The following is a 20,103-nucleotide window of genomic DNA, read 5'->3' as shown; positions in this document are numbered from 1 at the left end:
TTCGTAGTGAGGACTTTAGTCCTCTGATTTAGAAAGGACTAAAGTCCTCACTACGAACCTATTACCCTTCGTAGTGAGGACTTTAGTCCTCTGATTTAGAAAGGACTAAAGTCCTCACTACGAACCTATTACCGTTCGTAGTGAGGACTTTAGTCCTCTGATTTAGAAAGGACTAAAGTCCTCACTACGAACCTATTACAACAACCCTTACCAGCAAACGGTTAACGCACGGGCGGCATAGTTTGAGATTAATCTGGGAACTTTCCTGATTGAAAACCGTCTATTGCCCGATGATTTTAGCTTCGGGATCGTGTAAATAAATAAAAAGATTATTCACAAAAGCTCTGAAAATGTGTTTACAGTTATCCTGATTATTTTCATAGGTTTAGCTCCGTCCCTGGTGTCTTTGTGGGTGATGCGCTCTGCCGAAAGGCAAGCCAGCGAGAGAATTGCAGCGGCCAGGCGGGCGGTAGCAAATAGACCCCTACGAAGTGAACTAGCAATGGGCGATCGCACTTACGTAGAAGGCCTCGGTTATCCGATCGGCGATATCACTTGCGAGTATAACGCTCGCTCTAATTACATTCGCTGTGCAGTGAATCCTTCTGGGCCCTGTCAAGATTGTCGGTACTATCAAGCCAGAACTCTTGACGTTCGTTCTGAAAAGATATAGGTTGTATTGGGGTTGGTGTATGCAAATATTTGCTGAGGTAGTAATCCATCAGTTAATATGTACTTACGTGGAAGGGTTGTTGTTGAAGCTTTTTTGGGACTAGCCGCGCCCAAACTAAGTAATTAAAACCTAATCGAGCAGTATTGCTGGGTTAAATTGGCCCTAACTAGCGGATGGCGATCGGTGTTTTTCTAGTTGATGACTTGCGCTCAGAAACCAGATTTAGATTGTAAATCTTGGTTGGGTTGCAAAAAATCTAGCTAGGAATAAAGAGGGTTTCTACTCTCTTGGGCGTAACTGGGGGAGAGCCAAGAAAATCGCAAATAGCTGACCAGCAAATCTGTAAATCGATTTCTCCAAAACATCGTCAGTAACTCAGCGCTGAAGCGACTGAGCTTGTAAGAGCGATCGAACAAGCTGTGCTGACCAGCCTAAGACCCCAGCGGTCTACGTTATTTGAGTCACGACACCCTGTGGATGCGACGCTAGTCCCCTGCTCTGTCATCTGCAATTAAACAGTCTTAAAGTCACTGAGGCAGTGTTGCAGGTCAAAAAAGCTCTTATAACATTGGCGAAGCGAACATTACCCCGCAAGGGAGGCTCCTTACAGAGCGAACATTATGCGTACAGGGTTGTGAGATTTGAGGCGGTAATTGTCCTGCCGAAAGTGCATTACAAAAGTACACCAAGTCAAGCAACTCCAAGGCGGTAATGAATGCAGAAAGATTCAAGTCGGTTGAAACCGCCCGTGTCGTTTCGCTCCCAGGTCTAAAGACTCTGAGTTTCCCACTTACCGAGTGTTTTTTATGAAAAATTCAGCACTAACAATTGTCTCGAGCATTTACCTTAAACAGAAATCCGCTCGAAGACTCTAAGTTGAACTTTTGAGAAGTTGCTTGTGGGCAACAAGATTCTATTTTTGGCGATCGCAGATGAACGCAGTCTCAAACCTGGATTGTTGTCACTAACTAGACTGCAAGTCATAAATTTTTAATCCGCCTCGTCGATACAGGGTATGCCGATTTCAATTAAATTACACCGCCCAAAAACAATGCAGACAAGCCCCCGACTCAAGTCGCGAGCAGCCCAAAATTTTAGACTTTAGACTAAAGTTCTAGCTCCCAGATTCATCTTTAGAGTCAATCTAAAATCTAAAATCGTTCGACGGAGTGAAGTCGAAGTCTAAAATCTCAAATTGACTGACACGAATTTTTTATGAGGCTGCATAGAAATCCGAAATCCGAAATCCGATCCCCCCTAACCCCCCTTAATAAGGGGGGGACAAGAGTCATTTCAAAGTCCCCCGACTATCGGGGGGATGCGAGGGGGATCGGAATATATGCAACTTCACATTAAATTGGCATGACACGAATTGGTTTAAGGGTTATATAAGCTGTCAGGGCTCGCATCCCAACAACATACCTCATCTTTCTGATAACCGCTATAGATTGTCAGGAACTCAGGGAGTCAACGCCACTGAGCTTGTAAGAAATTACAAGCTATTCTGACGGGCCTAAGTCTTAACTGACTACGTTATTTGAGTCACGACACCCTGGAATGCTCTCGCTAGTCCCTTGCTCTGTCATCTGCAATTAAACAGTTTTAAAGTCACTGAAACAGTGTTGCAGGTCTAAAAAGCTCTTATAACCTTGGGCGAAGCTAACATTACCCGAAAGGGATTCGGAGACAACCATATCTCCACAGAGGGGCAACCATACCCCTCTACCCCGCAAGGGGGATTCAAGGCGATTGAAATCGCTCTTGGAGTTTTCCTCTCAGGTCTAAAGACTCGCTCGTTTCCCACTTACCGAGTGTTTTTATGAGGGTTTAAACTGTCCAGTCTCAGCCCTCGCGCAGGCGATACAGCACTTTTGCTGGTCAAAAAGTAGAAAAAACAGGTTTCGCTCCTGGGCGGTGTCTCCGTACAGGTAATGACGGGTTCCGAAGTGTAGTCGATCGACCTTAAATCGGCTGTATTTCCCATGCTATCCAATAGCAAGATAGCAAAAATTTTGCTGGTGAAAATCCGGCTGTTGCTATTTCTAAGGCAATCCGTTTCAGTTAAAAAAGCTGGGTGCATCTGGTTTTTGAAGCCTGAAGAAGCATGACCGCATATAAGTTATTAGTTATATAGCGGTTCTCACAAAGATGAGGTACGTTGTTGGGCTTGGGCCCTTCTTGGTTTAAGTGGTTATATAAGCTGTCAGTTATACCTCATCTTTTTGAGAAAGGCTATAATTCCATATTGATTGCGGTCATGCTTTGCCCCTACGGATATATTTGCCTTGCGCCAGATGCACCCAAAAAGCTCCGGCTAACCCCCTCAAAAAAGGAGGGAAAGAAACTCTCTTTCGTCCCCCAACTATCATGGATACGAGGGCGATATCCGGGTAAGAAACAGCGATAGCCGAACAGTTTTGATTTCTAACAGTCAAACAACAGAGCGTCTAAATCTCAATTAAACCTTTGTTACAAGGTGATAATTATCACCTTTTAATGGGTATATTATACACAATCAACGAGGTAATCATATCATGAAAAGCATCGGCAACAAACCAATTTTTCTGAGCCAACAAAAAGCAGGTGATACGACCAGCATTGTTGGCAAAAATTCCCGAACAACAGCAACTCATACTCAGGAACAACCCATAAAAAAAATCAACGCAGACTGGTCTTTCCTGTCTCCAAAAATTGGTGGTGGCGCGGAAATTGAACACCTAGAGAGAGAATTTTTGCGATCGACCGAGTCGGTAGACCCCGGGAATGTAAAAAATATACTGTTCATCGATGCCAGAGTAGAGAATAGCGACAGCTTGGCAAGAGGAGCAACAGCGGATACAGAGGTATTTTTACTGGACTCGATGCGGGATGGAGTCGATCGAATTACTAGAATTCTTGCTAATTACAGCGATTTAGACAGCCTTCAAATAGTTGCTCACGGCCAAGAAGCCAGAGTACAACTGGGGTCAGTAGAACTGTGCAGCGACAACTTAGAAATCTACAGCCATTTGTTGCAGCAGTGGGGAAACTCCCTCAGCGAGAGAGGAAATATCTTATTATTGGCTTGCCGGGGAGCCGCCGGGGAAAGCGGCCGGGCCTTCGTGCGGCGGCTCAGTGAAATTACTGGTAGAGAGATTGCAGCTTCCACAGGCTTGGTAGGGAGTGCGGCACTCGGTGGCAATTGGGAATTAGAATTTGCCACAGGAGAAATAGGCGCGAAAATTGCCGTTGAGCAAGAGGTGCTGGAGGCATACAGCGGAGTCCTCGGTACCTTAGTCAACGAAACATTTAGGAACGCCACAGTCAGGGGGCCTTGGCTCTACCGAGGACAAGACGGCAGGGTATTCGACCCCAGCTCAGTCTTTGAAGCCAACAGGCAAAGGATTCCCGGTATCACCGGAGGAAGTTCATCTGGGATACTTCCCGGTTTGGGTGGCGATGTACCACCCTCTGGGGCTTTGCAATTGACGACCAACGGTGTGGGACTGCCAGCCTTTGTTCTCTACGACAACCCCATACCCTCCACAGAGGGTCTGAAAATTACCTTCGATTTCTTTGCTTACAACGGCACTACTCTCCAAGGCCCAAACGGTTTTATCAGCCCGCAGCCAGGGGACGGCATTAGCTTCTTCCTGATTGACGGGTCAGCTAGCCCTACAGCAGCAGGAGGCTTTGGTGGTTCTCTGGGGTATGCCAACAACACCAATGGCAGCCAACCCGGATTGGTGGGAGGTTATTTGGGCATTGGACTCGATGAGTTTGGGAATTTTTCTAATGATACGGAAGGACGTGTTGGTGGAGCAGTAAATGGTACCATTCCTGGTTCAACTCTCGAAGGCTACAGACCTGATTCCATCACTCTCAGGGGTCGTCAAGCAGATAGTTATCGATTTTTAACAAACGCGATCGCCCCTTTAGGTATCGACAATATCCCCAAAAGTATTGACTTTTTAGATGCTGGGGGTACTTATGACTTCGACAATACTGTCACTACCAGTCGAGATGCAGCGAAAAGAAGCATTCAAATTACCCTAGCCCCCTCAAATTCAGCAACGCCCAACAGGCTCACCATTGCCCTAGACCTGAATAACGACGGCTTGTTCACCGGCGCGGGTGAAACTCTGATCGATATCCCCAATCTAGCAACTGCAAACGGAGCGATACCGCCTAATTTCAAATTTGGTTTTGCCAGTTCGACGGGAGTTGCAAGCAACTTCCACGAAATTCGCAACCTCGCAATCGAGACTGTCAATCCTACTCCCACCATCTCTGCTGATGTGGCCACCATCAAAAGTGGCCCGCAGTTCATCAAACCAGGTGCTGGCAGTATTACCTACACCATCACTACTACTAACAAGGGGACATCGCCGGCTGAACAAGTTTTGGTTCAAGACGAATTGCCTCCGGAACTCGTTCCTGTCGGCGGAGCCAATCCCATTCGCCAGATCAGTGGGGGCGGCCTTTACTCAAGCACGACGCGGAACGTCACCTGGCCGAGAATTCCCGTTCTCGGTGTGAATCAAAGCGTCACCTACACCTTGTCAGTTGCTTTACCCCCAAGTCTAAATCCTGGCAGCAGCTTAACCAACACCGCATTCAGCAGTGCCAGCACTTTCGACCCCGATCTCAGCAACAACGACGGTTCAACGTTCATAGGTCAACAACAGACTACTATCTCCCCTACTGTTGCCGATCTCGTTACTACCAAAAGCGGCCCCGTCACTTCTGTGGCCGGGTCAACGATTACCTATGTCCTGACCACAGCCAACCTGGGGCCAGACCCCGCTCTCAACGCGATTATCACTGACAGCATTGTTCCCGGTTTGACTGGAGTCTCGGCATCGGACGGCGGCACTTACGATCCGGCTACAGGGATTGTCACCTTCCCGGTGCTGCCATCCCTAGCCATCAGTACAACAGTTAACCGCACTATCAGTTTTGTCGCCCCACCGACCCGTACTTCAATCAGCAACACGGCTCGCAGCAGCTCGGACACACCCGACCCCTTTCCCCGCACCAACGACGGCAGTACCACCAATAAAGACGGCACTCCCACGAATTCCACCGTTCTCACGACTATTACGCCGATCGCTGATGTGGTAACAATTAAGAGCGGGCCGACGGGTGCGCTGCCTGGAACCCCTGTCAGCTACAGAATTACGACAGTCAATAACGGGCCGAGCCAAGCAGAAGCCGTCACGATCGCTGACAGCATCATTCCGGGCTTGACGGGAGTCACGGCATCGGACGGTGGCACCTATAACGCAGTTACGGGGATTGTCAGCTTCCCTGCTGTTGCGATCGCCAGTGGCGTTACAGTCAACCGGACGATCGGCTTTGTGCCCCCAGTCGCCCTCCCCTCAATCAAAAACACGGCAACAAGCTCCTCGGCGACTCCCGACCCCACCCCTGGCAACAACAACGGCACAAACCCTGAGTCCAGTGTCAGCACTACGCTCGGAGCTATTGCCGATGTTGTTACCACCAAAAGTGGGCCCACCGCTACTACGGCCGGTCGCACAATCAGCTACACGATCGCCACAGCCAACATCGGCCCGAGTCAGGCAGAAGGCGTCACGATTACTGACAGCATCGTTCCCGGCTTGACGGGAGTCACGGCATCGGACGGCGGTACGTACAACCCAGTTACCGGGATTGTTACATTCCCTGGGATTGCACTCGCCAGTGGCGCATCAGTCAATCGGACGATCGGCTTTGTCGCCCCAGGTACCCTGACCTCAATCAGAAATACGGCTCGGAGCTCCTCGACGACTCCCGACCCGATCGGCACCAACAACGACGGCAGTACCACCAATCAAGACGGCACTCCCACCAACTCATCTGTTTCTACCAGCATCACGCCCAGCGCTGATGTGGTAACAACCAAAAGCGGATCGACGCTCGCCATTCCCGGTGCCACAGTCAGCTACACGATCGCCACAGCCAACAACGGCCCGAGTCCGGCAGAAGGCGTCACGATTACTGACAGCATCATTCCGGGCTTGACGGGAGTCACGGTATCCGACGGCGGCACCTACAACGCGGCTACAGGGATTGTCAGTTTCCCCGGTATTTCGATCGCCAGCGGCGTATCAGTCACTCGGACGATCGGCTTTATCGCCCCAACTACCCTGACTAGCGTCAGAAACACGGCTCGGAGCACCTCGACGACTCCCGACCCAGCCCCTGGCAACAACGACGGCACAAGTCCTAATGCCACTGTCAGCACTTCGATCGGTGCTGTGGCCGATGTGGTAACTAGGAAAAGTGGGCCCGCGAGCGCCAATCCTGGAACCACAGTCAGCTACACAATTAGCACGGCCAACAACGGCCCGAGCACAGCAGAAGGCGTCACGATTACTGACAGCATCATTCCCGGCTTGACGGGAGTCACGGCATCCGACGGCGGCACCTACAACGCAGCTACGGGGGTTGTCAGCTTTCCTGCGATTGCGATCGCCAATGGCATTACAGTCAATCGGACGATCGGCTTTATCGCCCCAACAACCCTGACTAGCGTCAAAAACACCGCAAAAAGCACCTCGACGACTCTTGACCCCACCCCGGGCAACAACGACGGTTCCGATCCTACTGCCACTGTCAGCACTACCCTCGGTGCTGTTGCCGATGTGGTAACTAGCAAAAGCGGGCAGACGATCGCCACTGCTGGAACCACAGTCACCTACACCATTAGCACAGCCAACAAGGGCCCGAGTCCCGCAGAAGGCGTCACGATTACTGACAGCATCATTCCCGGCTTGACAGGAGTCACGGCATCCGACGGCGGGATTTACAACCCAACCACAGGGATTGTCACCTTTCCTGCTATTGCGATCGCCAATGGCATTACAGTCAATCGGACGATCGGCTTTGTCGCCCCAGCTACCCTGACTAGCGTCAAAAACACGGCTCGGAGCAGTTCAGTCACTTCTGACCCCACCCCGGGAAACAACGACGGTTCCGATCCTAATGCCACGGTGACCACCACTGTCAGCACGACGCCGCGCCGCAACATCCCCCCTACAGCAGAAAACGATAACGTCACTCTGGGGCGAAACAGCGCTGTCAGGCTCGCGAACTTGGGAGGAACAGACACAGACGGCACTGTGGTTTCCTTCACGATCGACACTTTGCCTCCAACCAATGAAGGCGTACTGTTCTTGGGCGACCCGGCCAACGGCGGAGTAGCGGTTACAGCCGGTCAAGTCCTGACGCCGGCTCAAATCAGCCAGTTGTTCTTCCGATCCACCGGCACTTTTACAGGGGCAAACTTTACCTACAGCAGCACGGACGATCGAGGAGATCGGAGTCTCGCAGCTACCGTTGCCCTAATTCCGCCGCAGGTCAAGGAACCGCCGGTACCAGTCAATACCAACTCTCCTGTGGCGCCGAACGCCACCATCAACCTCACGGGGCTGATAGCAAACGACCCGGATAGCCCGATCGCTTCTTACAAGATCGACACTCTGCCCCCCGCAGACCAAGGCGTCCTATTTTTGGGCGATCCGGCTAACGGCGGAGTGGCAATTACACCAGGTCAAGTCCTCACCCCAACGCAAATCAACCAACTATTCTTCCGGGCCACAGGCGCGTTCAGAGGGGCCAGCTTTACCTACAGCGCGACAGACACCACCGGGTTGCCCAGTCCGGCCCCCGCTACTGCCTCCCTGTTCCCGCCTCCGGTTAACCTACCCCCGGTTGCTAACAACGCCAGCGTCAGCTTGTTACCCGGTAGCGCTATCAACATCCCCGGACTCGGAGGATCGGACGACGGCACTGTGGTTTCTTTCAAAATTGAGACTTTGCCGCCAGCTAATGAAGGCGTGCTGTTCTTGGGCGATCCGGCCAACGGGGGAGTACGAGTTACAGCCGGTCAAGTCCTGACGCCAGCTCAAATTACTCAGTTGTTCTTCCAGGCGGGCACCGATTTTAAAGGGGCAAACTTCACCTACAGTGCCACCGACAACCTCGGCGCTACCAGCCCGGCCGTTGCTACTGTCTCCGCACTGCCGATCGTACTTAACCAACCGCCGGTACCATTTAATGCCAATACCTCGGCGGCCCCCAGCAGCACGATTACCGTACCCGGACTAGCAGGCCGAGACCCCGATCCAAGCGATACGATCGCCTCCTTCGACATCAAAACCCTGCCACCAATAGCTCAAGGTCGTCTGTTCTTAGGCGATCCAGCCAGCGGCGGAGTTCCAATTACGATCGGTCAGATCCTGACGCCTGCTTCGATTAACCAATTGTTCTTCCAGGCATCGGGCAACTTCACCGGTACCACCTTTACCTACGGCGTCACAGACAGCCGCAGCCTAGGCAGTCCTACTGCGGCAACTATCTCAATTTTGGCCGCACCTGTCCCGCCCACGCCGACGCCGACGCCCACACCCATACCGCCAACACCCACGCCAATTCGGCAACCGACGCCCACACCTACCCCGATACAGGCACCCACGCCCACACCGGTACCCACCCCCACACCAGAAATCCCGCAGCCACCGACACCGACACCCACACCAACACCCCCGCCTATCGGGCGGGTACCCGAACCTGATACGGGCTGCGATTGCACCCCCTTACCCCTGCTGCCTCCGATTACATTTATCCAACCGCAGGCAGGGCAAATACTCAACTTCGACTCTAACGCCGTAGAACTCACCGACATCCAAAACACGATCCTCGGCACTCCCGGAGACGACTATTTAGGCGGGAACGACACTAACGAACTGTTTCTTGCCGAAGCTGGAAACGACATAGTTTTAGGTGAAGACGGCGCTGATATTGTCTTCGGAGACCAAGGGGCAGACTTCATCGCTGCCGATAAGGGCAACGACATCGTTTACGCGGGCAAAGAAAATGATGTGGTGTTTGGAGGGAAACAAAACGATCGCATTTTTGGCGATCGCGGTGCGGACTTATTGTCGGGCGATCGCGGTGACGATACGATCGTCGGCGACAACGGCAACAACATCGACTTGACTGGTAACGAGGCCGATCTGATTTTCGGTGGCGAAGGAAGGGACGCAATTGCTGGCAATCAAGGCAACGACATCATTTTCGCCGGCAAAGGCCCAGACATCGCCTACGGGGGCAAAGAGGACGACGCGATCTTCGGCGATAAGGGCCGTGACACCCTCTACGGCGACAGCGGTAACGATTCCCTGTTTGGTGGTGTCCTCAACTCCCTAGATAGCGATCCAGACGGGCAAGATTTGCTGTTTGGAGGCAATGGCAATGACGTACTGTTCGGCCAAGAAGGCGACGATACTTTGCTAGGTGGCAACGGCCGGGATTTGGCCTATGGAGGCAAAGGGGGCGATCGCATTTTTGGCGAAGCTGCTTCCGACACTCTCTACGGCAATCAAGGTTCTGATACCATCGTCGGCGACTACGGTACTGCTGTTGGCAGCACAATTGCTACTGATGAAGGCGACTTAATTTTCGGCAACGATAGCGGCGACATCATCGGCGGTGGCAGCGGTAACGACAGCATTTTTGGCGGAAAAGGCAATGATTTAGTTTACGGCGGCAAAGACAATGACCTGATTTGGGGCGAACTCGGTTCCGACACCCTTGTCGGGGACGAGGGAGACGATTCGCTTTACGGCGGCTTGCAAAACGAATTAGTCAGCGACGCCAACGGCCGCGATTTGCTGTTTGGGGGCAACGGTAACGACTATCTCAACGGCGGTGAGAGTTCCGACTCTCTCGGCGGGGGTTTTGGTAACGATACTGTTCGCGGCGGCAAGGATGACGATTTGATCCACGGAGATGCCGGCGATGACTTGATGTACGGCGATGGCGGCAGCGATATTATGTGCGGCGAAGATGGCAACGATACCATGTATGGCGATCGCGACGATAACCAAGATGTCTCCGTGGGTGCTAACGGCCAGCAAGAGTGCATGGACGGTGGCAACGGCGACGACTTGTTATATGGCAATGAAGGCCAAGATACCCTCAACGGATCTGACGGTAGCGACACTCTCTACGGAGGAACAGATAACGACATTCTCAACGGCGGTGCAGGAGATGACTGGCTGTTTGGCGGTGCGGGCGAGGATACTTTAATTGGAGGTATTGGGAGCGATCGTTTTGTGTTAAATGACAACAGCGGTATCGATACTGTCCTTAATTTTGAAGTAGGAATCGATAAGTTTGCTTTAGGTGGGGGCTTGAGTTTTGCTCAGTTGCAAATTAACTCGACTGCGAACGGCACATTCCTGCAAATAGCCTCTACTGGGCAGGTTGTAGCTAATATTTTCGGAGCCAGTAATGCTATTACTGCTCTGGATTTTGTGACTTTTTCCCAGTAAACAGCACCGTGCATTTAATGCGCCAAATTTGACCTAACATTGAGAAACCCGGTTGGCGAATAAACTGGGTTTCTCAATATTTAATATTAAATTCGGCTGGATCGGAATGATTGAACCGCAGAGGGCGCAGAGGACACAGAGAGAGAGAATAGAGAGATGAATTATTCGGATGAAGAGCGGATTTTAGATAATTTGAGATTTAAGATTTTACAATCGCGATCGAATTTAATTTCACATCGATTACCAAGGACTACCAATCATTGTAAAAGCAGACCAAAAATAGGGATGAGTGAGATTTTGTGCAGTCAAGCTATCTTCCCGTAATGGGTTCCCGGCGGGTAGGGAATCGCCATTACCTGCCATCTCTCCGATGGCTTGCTGGCTATTTTGCCCTCCCCGTTTGGCTGCAACAAAAGGGCCCCGCAAAACTCCATTTTCGATCCGAACTTGACCTTGGATCATAGCTATTTGCGCTGCTCTGAGAGCTTCAGCTTTGATCGGAGCTGTTTTTAATTGATGGTAAAACTCGCTCATCAATGCTAGCGTACCTTCATCAGAAACATACCACAAACTCGCTAAAGCCGACTTAACTCCTGCTTGAAATGCCAAGCCAGCAAAACCCATTTCCGTTTTTTCGTCTCCGAGTGCTGTGCGGCAAGCTGATAGTACCAACAACTCCACAGGTGGATTGTTCCACCCCAAATTTCTGAGTTGATCTAATTGCAGTTTTCCATCCCACAGTTGAATAAAAGAGTTGCTCGCTGCTCCCGGTTTAAACTCGCCGTGAGTTGCTAAATGAATTATTTGATAGGGATTTCTACTGCGTTGGGATTTCAGGTTATTCAGGGTAAATTGTTCGTTCAAGAAAGATTTTCCCTGCCACAAATCTACAATAGTAGATAGTTCTGTTGGCACTGCTGGTAGGGGATCTAACCGATCGAATTGAGCTGCTCCCATTGCTAAAACAGAGGCATTTTGTAGCGATACATAGCGGGTATCGGTAAGCGAAATAGCGGGGATTAGACTGAGAGAATATTTTTCCACCAGGAATTGTTTGCCGTCATAAAGAGCAGCTAAGGGGAGACTCCGCAAACCCGTATCCATTGAAAATAACAGCGTATTGATATTTTGTTCCTGCAAGTCTGTTTCTAAAGGTGCAATCAGCAAACTGTAAAGTTTTTGAGCGGATGCTTTGTAGCTGGTGGTGTTCAGATTCCGAGGATTCAAGATTTCTGCGCGGAATTCCGTTGCTAGTTTGATGATGCTCTCGCGATTGGCTTCCGATACGGTTTTTCTAATCGCCGAACCTTCGGGAGAGAACAGTAATAATTCTACTCGATCGCTAAATAAGTTAATATAAATAATTGCCGATCTCTTGCCTGTTTGTGAAGCTACTTTGAGCAAAGTTTCGCGAATATTTTCAGCACCGATATTGGGATTGGCAAAGCCATTTCCAAAATAGTTAGCATATTTCTCGGCTCGGTTTCTATCTAAAGATAGCATGGAATTGATGTTAGCAATTGCCTGCAAATTTGCCGGAGGATTCGCTACACCACTGGGAATATTCGGGACGCCGGGGGGTAGATTCTGCCCGAGGCGGCCCCGTATTTGAGTTATATTGGGCGCAGCGGGCATCGGGGGATTCCCGGGAAGACTGCGAGCATCAATTACCTGAATGTTGGGAGCCAGTGTTGGAGATTTGTTAGAATAAATCTGTTGGTTGATAATAGAATTTTGTTGGTTACTGGCAAGAATGGAAGTGCGATCGATATTCCCATTTGTCGGCAAGTTATTAATAATCGGAGGCGCAGACAACAGCTCCATATTATTCATCATCGGCACGGGAAAACCTCTAGGAATAAGCTGTTGGTTGATAGGAAAATTTGGCTGGATATTGGGTGCCAGAGCATTTTGCAGATTGTTACCCTGTTGCAAAAATTGAGTGGCTAAATTGGAAGGAGCCTGAATATTATTAGGAAGAAAATTTAAATTATCCGTATTAGGTTGTGGAGACATCACAACATTAGTATCATTAGGAGTGACATTGAGATTTGCCGTATTAAGCTGTGGAGGCATATCGTCCTTACTATCATTAGCAGGCGGATTGCGATTGTTGGTATTAGTAGGTTGTGGAGCGCTCGCGGCATTATTAGTATTAGCAGGCGGATTGCGATTGTTGGTATTAGTAGGTTGTGGAGATGTTTGAGCCGTCCCGCTGTTATTTTGTCTTAAATTATTAGGAGGGAGAGTTTGCGAGGCAGATCTGGTTAATTGAACGCTACCGTCACTATTAACAGCAACATCTGAAGCATTATTAACTTTTTCACCCTTACCTGTCAGTAATTCGGGAAGAGTTGCAGATGAGTTTTCGCTGGATGTATTGGGATTTTCCCCTTGAGAATTCAATGCTTTGCTGCTGACTTCTATACTGAGCAAATATCCTGGTTGGCTGATGCGGACAACACTTTGGCCAGTCACTGAAAGGATGTTAATTGTACCTCCAAGTGCTGTAAATAGACCTGTATTTGTAACCGTGCCACCGAGTAAAGTTATATTTTCTCCTGGTTTTACCGCCAAGTTCCCACGATTCACAATGCTGGCAGGTGTCACATCCGAAAATACAAAACTGCTGGGATTTCCTGTTAAATTGAGATAGTTGTTAGAACCGATCGCGTTCAAAAAATTATTACCAAAACCGATGCTATTAGCAGTTGTAGCAGTAAAGGATGCGGGTACATTTAACTGAGAGTTACTGCCAAAAATAATACCCGCTGGATTGATTAAAAATAAATTGGAATTGCCACCGCTAACTTGGATCGAGCCATTAATTATAGACGCCTCACCGCCAACAACTCGCCCTAAAATATTTTGGATATTAGGATTGGAAATAAAATTCGCTGTTTGATTTTGGTTCAAGCCAAACCGTTGGAAACTCTGAAAAAGATTCACCCCATCTCCCGATAGTTTACCACCGCTAATATCGAGTCGATTTCCTTGAGGGACGATGGTAGTACCGGTGCCGTCATTCGCCGGGATAACCGATTGCCCGAAAGCAGCCGTTTCCCCGAGGAATAAGCAAAATGATAAAATTAAAAACAGATTTTTCGCTTGATTTTTTGTTTGATTTTTGGCGATTTGGTACAGTAAAATCATTATCCAGAACCTTCCACTACTAAACAAACATTTCCGGGCATCCAGTCGCTAACTAATTTAGAGATTGTCTCGGCTAGATCGAAGTCTTGTTGTGTCAGCCCCTCTGCATCGTGAGTTGTGAGACTTATCGTGACGCGGTTGTAAGCAATAGCAATATCGGGATGGTGGCCGGCTTTTTCTGAGGGGGAAATCAGACAATTTACAAAGCTGACAGCTTCGACAAAATTTTTAAATTTGTGCGTATATTTAATAGTTTTACCTTCTCTAGTCCAATTAGGCAAATTTTGCAAGCGCTGAGAAATTTCCTTTTCGTTTAAGGGTTTGAGTTTGCTCTTTTCAGAATTTTGTGCTACGAATTTAGAGGATATTGAGCGATAAGCGGGTGCAACCTGTTCGGCTGTTGGCGGGATTCCATCAGACGAAGCAAGAAGGAAGAAAGACGAAGGAAGAAAGACGAAGGAAGAAAGACGAAGGAAGAGGAAAGAAGGAATCAGGAAGTTTAGCAATGATTTTGTAATCGATGTTAGTGATTGAAGGAAGAAGCAAGAAAGACGAAGGAAGAGGGAAGAGAGAAGAAGTAGGCTGCGTCGCTACAAGAATTCTGGATATTTACAATTATGGCATAGCGACTCACCTTATCGCGATCCTCTCCCAGAAATCTCGATCGCAACTAATGACTGCTGGCTAATGACTAACACACATATTCAATAACTCTCAATATCTTTCCCCGCTTGGTTTCTGGCGATCGAACCCTTAAAGCACCGATCGCCAGAAACCCACGCTTCAATACTACAAACCGTTTTTCAAGTAACCGGACACAATTAATTGCACACTCAAAGGTCGGAAATTACTAATTTACAAGCTTGGCGAGCGATCGTAATGTAATTAATATTGTCCTTAACAAATAAAGGTACGTAGTTGGGCTTTAGCCTCCTTTATCTATACGTCTAAAGGAGGCTAAAGCTCAACTACGTACCTATTTCTATCTCTCAACAATAAAACTACCATGCTTCGATCGGGGGATGTGAGGGGATCTCTTGGAATTTATTATTCAAAGCAGGGCTATTTCATTCTCAGGACTATTGCGATTTTGTAGGGGTAGTGCCAAGAGTGCCTACCCCCTCTACTCGGAGAGGGCGGGCACTCTTGGCACCGCCCCTACAAGAGAATGAAATAGCCCTGTTATTCAAAGCGTATTGCAAAAAAATATTAGTGCGGAAGGCAAGTCCGCATCCACCTGACGACTAAACTCCTCATTACAAACCCAACTGGTGTTTCTTTAAAAAATCTAGTCCTAAAAAAATAGCTGCGATACTTCCAGCTACACAAATTTCTCGGTTAGTTATTTTCAACAAAACTTCTGAAATGGGTACTAAAACTACTTCAATATCTTCTGTAATATCCAATTTAATTTGGCTGGCAAGCTTGACATTTTTACCAAAATATAGGTAAATAGAATTAGTGTCTTTTACGGGATTGTCGTATAAAACTGCTAGTTCCAAAATTTGTTCAGCAACATATCCGGTTTCTTCAGCCAGTTCTCGGGCGGCAGCAGCTTTGCCACTTTCTTCGGCAGGATAGAAACTCCCAGCCGGGAGTTCAAGTAAAATTTCGCCGACGCCATGCCTGTACTGACGCACGCATACAAGTTCTTGCTGTTCCGTCACCGCAAATATTAGGGCGATATTGGGCCGGACATTAATAAAAAAGTCGTCGATAATTTGTCCGCTTGGCAATTCTATTTCATCTTGCCTGACTTGACACCACTTGTGGTTGAATACCAAGCGCGATCGCAGTAATTTCCATTTAGTTAAATTTTTCATATTATTGAATTCTTCATAAAACGCGGACGACTAATCCTTCTTCGGCTGCTTATGGCGTACCTTGCCCTACTTGAAGGGTCAGGAAAAGAAGGATGAATGCGTATCTGTTGGCATTCGACATCAGGCAGAAAGTGTTAATATCAAATCCGTTAACATCGTCCTGTATTTATCTCTCTCTTCCCTTTCTCTGTGTTCTCTGCGTTCTCTAAAGAAAAGAAGGATGAATGCGTATCTGCTGGCATCCGGCATCAGGCAGAAAGTGTTAATATCAAATCCGTTAACATCGTCCTGTATTTATCTCTCTCTTCCCTTTCTCTGTGTTCTCTGCGTTCTCTGCGGTTAAATCATTCCGATCCAACCGGAAACGATATAACTTCCAATTTTCCAATTACCCATTAATGCTAAACTTTCAGCGTCAAGCCACCCTTGCCGTTAGCGGTACGGCCGATCGCACTTATCCCGTAGATAATCGCCCGCAACACCTCTACCAAAAAAAATTATCCTCGAAGCTAGTTAAAATCTCAACTTTTACGAGAAAGAATTGCTTGAAAGCGTGCACGCCCGGGAGAAATTAAAATCCGACGATTCATTACTCCAATCCTCTGACTTAATGGTAGAGGTAGCTCTTAAACTGTCAACTGTCAACTGTCAACTGTCAACTGTTGAAACAGCCATGCAATACAAAAAATTACCGCCTAAATTTTGGACAGACTTACATAAACTTACTGCTAATTGTTTGGTATCCTCATTTTTAGGCTCTGTGTCGATCGCCCTGAGTATAGCAGCAGCCACCACGGTTGCGACAGTGCAAATCGCACAGCAACCAGCCAATGCTTCTACAGTCACCAGTTGGCGGTTCGATCCAGCCACAAATCAGCTAGAAATTACTCTCCCAGAGGGCAGAAATCCTACCTATTCCCTACTCAACCCGTCTCAAATTGCTGTGGATTTGCCCAATACTCCGATCGCCGTTGATGCAACTCAGCTATACCCGCAAGGCAATGTACGTTCCGTGGCGGTAATTCAACTACCATCAGGAAGCATGAGAATTTTGGTAAATTTGTCTCCCGGAGTGGCTTTCAACGGCGAACAAATTAAATTTCAAAGAGTCGGGGTAGAAAATCGCTGGGTGTTGCGTCCCTCGATCGAGCCTGCTTCCTACCAGGCAACTCTCGACACGCAAACACCGACTGCAATCCCAGTACCACCTAATCCGCAGTCAGCCGATTCTAACTCAACTCCTGCCAAAGCGTCTGTCCAACCTGCCTCGGCTGAGGCTATAACTTACGAGCAAAACTCTTCGGGGCTGTCAACTCCAAACGACCAAATCCGACCGATAAATGTGCCTTTAGTCAGGGTTCCGGTTAACAGACGCCAGGGGGTAAGTTCTGCCCCTGTACGCCGTCCTGCTGCCCCCCAGGAGCGGATTATCGATTTTGGTGAACCGCTTCGCTAATACTCGCTTGGAGTCGATCGCACCTATACTTCGATAATCCGATCGTCAGAGTTAGAAATTTTGACCTTCACTTGGTGGAGCGATCGAACCCGGTTGGTTGAGGAACAGGTTTTTAGCGCCGTCGTTTTGGTAAATACAGTTAATTTCAGGTTGACCTTCCAGGGGGCCGGTGAACCCAAAGGTGTTCATGCGATTTTTACACTCGCGCACTTGCTCTTGGTTGATCAGTTTTCTTTGTTCGAGAATTGCCCAGTTATTGGTTCGCAGGACGCATCCGGGACGCATACTCGGCTGGGATATGTAGACGTTGAAGGGGTTGAGGGTGACGAAGAGGCGCATATCTGTCACCATCGCGCTGGCTCCAAACTGCACGCAAAGTTCGGGGTTCGGGGCGCTGCGATCGATAAATTCCCGGGATGCTACGTTTTGTGGGCTAATTGTAGCCGTGGAACTGAAGGCAATGCCGATCCCAATTCCCAGAATAAAAACCGCTGTTAAAATCCCTAGGGTGGCGGAATTGAGGAAAGAGGGTTTACCAGACTGAGGTTGTCGTCGCGACGATCCGCCAAATGGCCCGGAGTCTTCGTCTCCCCGGAATGGGTCGCCGAATCTGTCTCTGTCGTTGTAGGAGTTAGGTTTGCGTTTCATATAACGTTGAGTCCGTTCTGCGGATTTAACAGCTAGTAGTTTTTTATTTTTAACCGATCTTGCCTCTATATATTATGACCCCAGACAGGTGGCGGTTGCGGGCTGAAGATACTTCCTCTGGGTTTGGTATCGTTGACAGCTCGCGATCGGCTAGGCGGCTGCCTTGTCTGAATTTGGAGATTTTAACAATTCGCCGGGAACTCCCCCACATCGCGTAATGACTGTCCGTTCGCTCATTTTCTCTAGTGCTTTATGAATTAATCTGACGCTAAATAACACCATATGTAGTGTCATTTGTGTGAAATTTATCCACAGTAGCTTTCTCAAAATTTATGCACATATTTGAAGTTATGTCAATATTTTTTTTGTGCCTGTAATGCCTATTCGTTCGTAGATAAATCCAGACACTCGATCAAAATGAGCGAACACAGAGTAATCAAGGAACAGCGAAGCGATGCACGGTAATGTAGCAGGTGGGGGATGAGAGGCTCTTGGATGCAGCGAAGCAGAATCCACAAACAATCACGGCGTACTGTCAAAAGCACATTTACCACTTTCTTGGATTTATGTTAAATTAGAAATATGAAAAAAGCGGCCAAAGTACGAATTTATCCAGACAACACACAAAAGGAAGCGCTAGCAAAGGCTTTCGGCTGTGCCCGTTGGTTCTGGAATAATTCGCTGGCCCAAACCAATCGACTCTACAAAGAAACTGGGAAAGGATTATCTCGGCAAGGGATGAATGACCGTTTACCAGAATTGAAAAAAGAATTTGAATGGTTGAAGGAACCTTACAGTCAAGTGCTGCAATCGGTGTCACTCAATCTTTCACGGGCTTTTATCAATTTCTTTGAAGGTCGGGCCGCTTTCCCAAACTTCAAATCGAAGCACGGGAAACAGTCGATCCAATATCCTCAACATACCGAAATACTGGATGCTGGCTTAAAACTACCTAAAATCGGGGTGGTGGCCGCTAAAATCCACCGCACTTTTGAGGGTGAGTTAAAGACTGTTACTATCTCTCAAACATCATCAGGTAAGTACCCAGTCAAAATTAATTACACGTAGCAATCCTCATACAACAAGGCTTTGAGCCTGCTCCGACGGGTAATTTATTGTGTGTGGCTGCTTAAGTATTTTGCTTCCTTGTTATTTGATGATGGTAAACCCGAAGCTGAATCTTCAAGTGAGGGCAAAGCGGTAGGGATTGATTTAGGATTGACTCACTTTGCCATCACCTCCGACGGCTCCAAGTTTGACAACCCACGGAGCTTAAAGGCGCGCTCGAAAAACTTGAAGCGCAAGCAACAAAAGCTATCACGTAAAGTCAAAGGCTCAAATACTCGACTGAAGGCGAAACGCATTGTGGCGAGAGTCCACGAGCGGATTGCTAATACCCGAAAAGACTTCCTGCACAAGCTCTCCCGTAAACTGGTGAACAAAAACCAAGTCATCGTGACGGAAAACTTAGCGGTGAAAAACATGGTGAAAAATCACAACCTAGCTAAAGCAATCAGTGATGCTAGTTGGGCAGAATTCACCAGAATGTTGAAATATAAAGCAGGGTTTGATGGAAAGGTCTATATTGAAGTAGACCGTTTTTTCCCATCTTCTAAGACCTGCTGGGTCTGTCTCAATCGAGTTGGTAGCTTGCCTTTAGATGTTCGCTCATGGCAGTGTCAAAGCTGCGGAACAAAGCATGACCGAGATGTGAATGCGGCGCTCAATATCCGAAATGAAGGGCTACGTATTTTAGCGTTAGGAACTAGCGCTACTGCCAGTGGAGGGAAGGTAAGTCCGAAGGGTGGAAGGCGTAAGTCATCCGTCTCTAAGGTTCTCCCCGTCGAAGCTGGAAGCCCTACCCTCAACGACCCCAGAGCGCAGCTCGAAGGAAGTAGGGTGGGGTAGCGAGCAGCAAGCAAAATAACTCAACATTTGTGGTAAAACCTTTACAAATCTCTTGATGGTATGCTATGTTTATACTATTGGGGTCAAATTTATGTTGAGGCAAAAAGTTGTTCGTGTTAC

At 48.4% G+C, this 20,103-nt stretch carries 10 protein-coding genes and 1 pseudogene; 7 read left to right on the top strand and 4 right to left on the bottom strand.

Going from position 1 to position 20,103, the window contains the following annotated elements; genetic code table 11:
* Nucleotides 1-352: 352 nt before the first annotated feature.
* Together QZW82_RS16495 and QZW82_RS16490 are read left to right on the top strand one after the other, a co-directional pair.
* The gene (locus QZW82_RS16495) at nucleotides 353-673 is read left to right on the top strand and encodes a DUF6464 family protein (RefSeq protein WP_293149981.1); all 321 of its coding nucleotides are present in this window, start codon (nucleotides 353-355) and stop codon (nucleotides 671-673) included.
* A gap of 2,534 nt (nucleotides 674-3,207) precedes the next feature.
* Complete coding sequence (locus QZW82_RS16490) at nucleotides 3,208-10,995, top strand: DUF4347 domain-containing protein (protein ID WP_293149979.1); 7,788 nt, start codon at nucleotides 3,208-3,210, stop codon at nucleotides 10,993-10,995.
* A gap of 240 nt (nucleotides 10,996-11,235) precedes the next feature.
* On the opposite strand, the gene QZW82_RS16485 is transcribed toward QZW82_RS16490, so the two are convergent.
* Together QZW82_RS16485 and QZW82_RS16480 are read right to left on the bottom strand one after the other, a co-directional pair.
* Nucleotides 11,236-14,148, bottom strand: coding sequence for a CHAT domain-containing protein (locus tag QZW82_RS16485; RefSeq protein ID WP_293149977.1), 2,913 nt, complete (start codon nucleotides 14,146-14,148; stop codon nucleotides 11,236-11,238).
* Entirely contained in the window at nucleotides 14,148-14,516 is a 369-nt protein-coding gene (locus QZW82_RS16480; protein WP_293150057.1) for a 4a-hydroxytetrahydrobiopterin dehydratase, read from the bottom strand. The genes QZW82_RS16485 and QZW82_RS16480 overlap by 1 nt, the downstream gene beginning before the upstream one ends.
* Between QZW82_RS16480 and QZW82_RS16475 the strand changes: the two genes are divergently transcribed.
* Together QZW82_RS16475 and QZW82_RS16470 are read left to right on the top strand one after the other, a co-directional pair.
* Entirely contained in the window at nucleotides 14,516-14,665 is a 150-nt protein-coding gene (locus QZW82_RS16475; protein ID WP_293150059.1) for a hypothetical protein, read from the top strand. The two genes, QZW82_RS16480 and QZW82_RS16475, sit on opposite strands and share 1 nt — an antisense overlap.
* Nucleotides 14,666-14,668: 3 nt before the next feature.
* On the top strand, nucleotides 14,669-14,836 hold the full coding sequence (locus QZW82_RS16470; protein WP_293149975.1) for a hypothetical protein: 168 nt from the start codon (nucleotides 14,669-14,671) through the stop codon (nucleotides 14,834-14,836).
* A gap of 568 nt (nucleotides 14,837-15,404) precedes the next feature.
* On the opposite strand, the gene QZW82_RS16465 is transcribed toward QZW82_RS16470, so the two are convergent.
* Entirely contained in the window at nucleotides 15,405-15,971 is a 567-nt protein-coding gene (locus QZW82_RS16465; protein WP_293149973.1) for an NUDIX hydrolase, read from the bottom strand.
* A gap of 541 nt (nucleotides 15,972-16,512) precedes the next feature.
* Here QZW82_RS16465 and QZW82_RS16460 point away from each other — a divergent pair.
* The gene (locus tag QZW82_RS16460) at nucleotides 16,513-17,427 is read left to right on the top strand and encodes an AMIN domain-containing protein (protein WP_293149971.1); all 915 of its coding nucleotides are present in this window, start codon (nucleotides 16,513-16,515) and stop codon (nucleotides 17,425-17,427) included.
* Between the two features lie 51 nt (nucleotides 17,428-17,478).
* Here the strand turns inward: QZW82_RS16460 and QZW82_RS16455 are convergent, their stop codons facing one another.
* Nucleotides 17,479-18,075: a DUF3172 domain-containing protein gene (locus QZW82_RS16455; protein WP_293149969.1), complete on the bottom strand. Its 597-nt coding sequence runs from the start codon at nucleotides 18,073-18,075 to the stop codon at nucleotides 17,479-17,481.
* Between the two features lie 74 nt (nucleotides 18,076-18,149).
* On the opposite strand from QZW82_RS16455, the gene QZW82_RS16450 reads away from it, so the two are divergent.
* Both QZW82_RS16450 and QZW82_RS16445 read left to right on the top strand, forming a co-directional pair.
* A complete protein-coding gene (locus QZW82_RS16450; protein ID WP_293149967.1) occupies nucleotides 18,150-18,293 on the top strand; it encodes a hypothetical protein in 144 nt (47 codons plus the stop codon).
* Nucleotides 18,294-18,657: 364 nt separating this feature from the next.
* Nucleotides 18,658-19,983 (top strand): annotated as a pseudogene (locus tag QZW82_RS16445) (RNA-guided endonuclease TnpB family protein).
* Nucleotides 19,984-20,103: the final 120 nt, after the last annotated feature.

It is taken from the genome of Microcoleus sp. bin48.metabat.b7b8b9.023 (assembly GCF_013299185.1).
Taxonomy (GTDB): domain Bacteria; phylum Cyanobacteriota; class Cyanobacteriia; order Cyanobacteriales; family Microcoleaceae; genus Microcoleus.
This window is presented reverse-complemented; position numbering and strand designations above follow the sequence as displayed.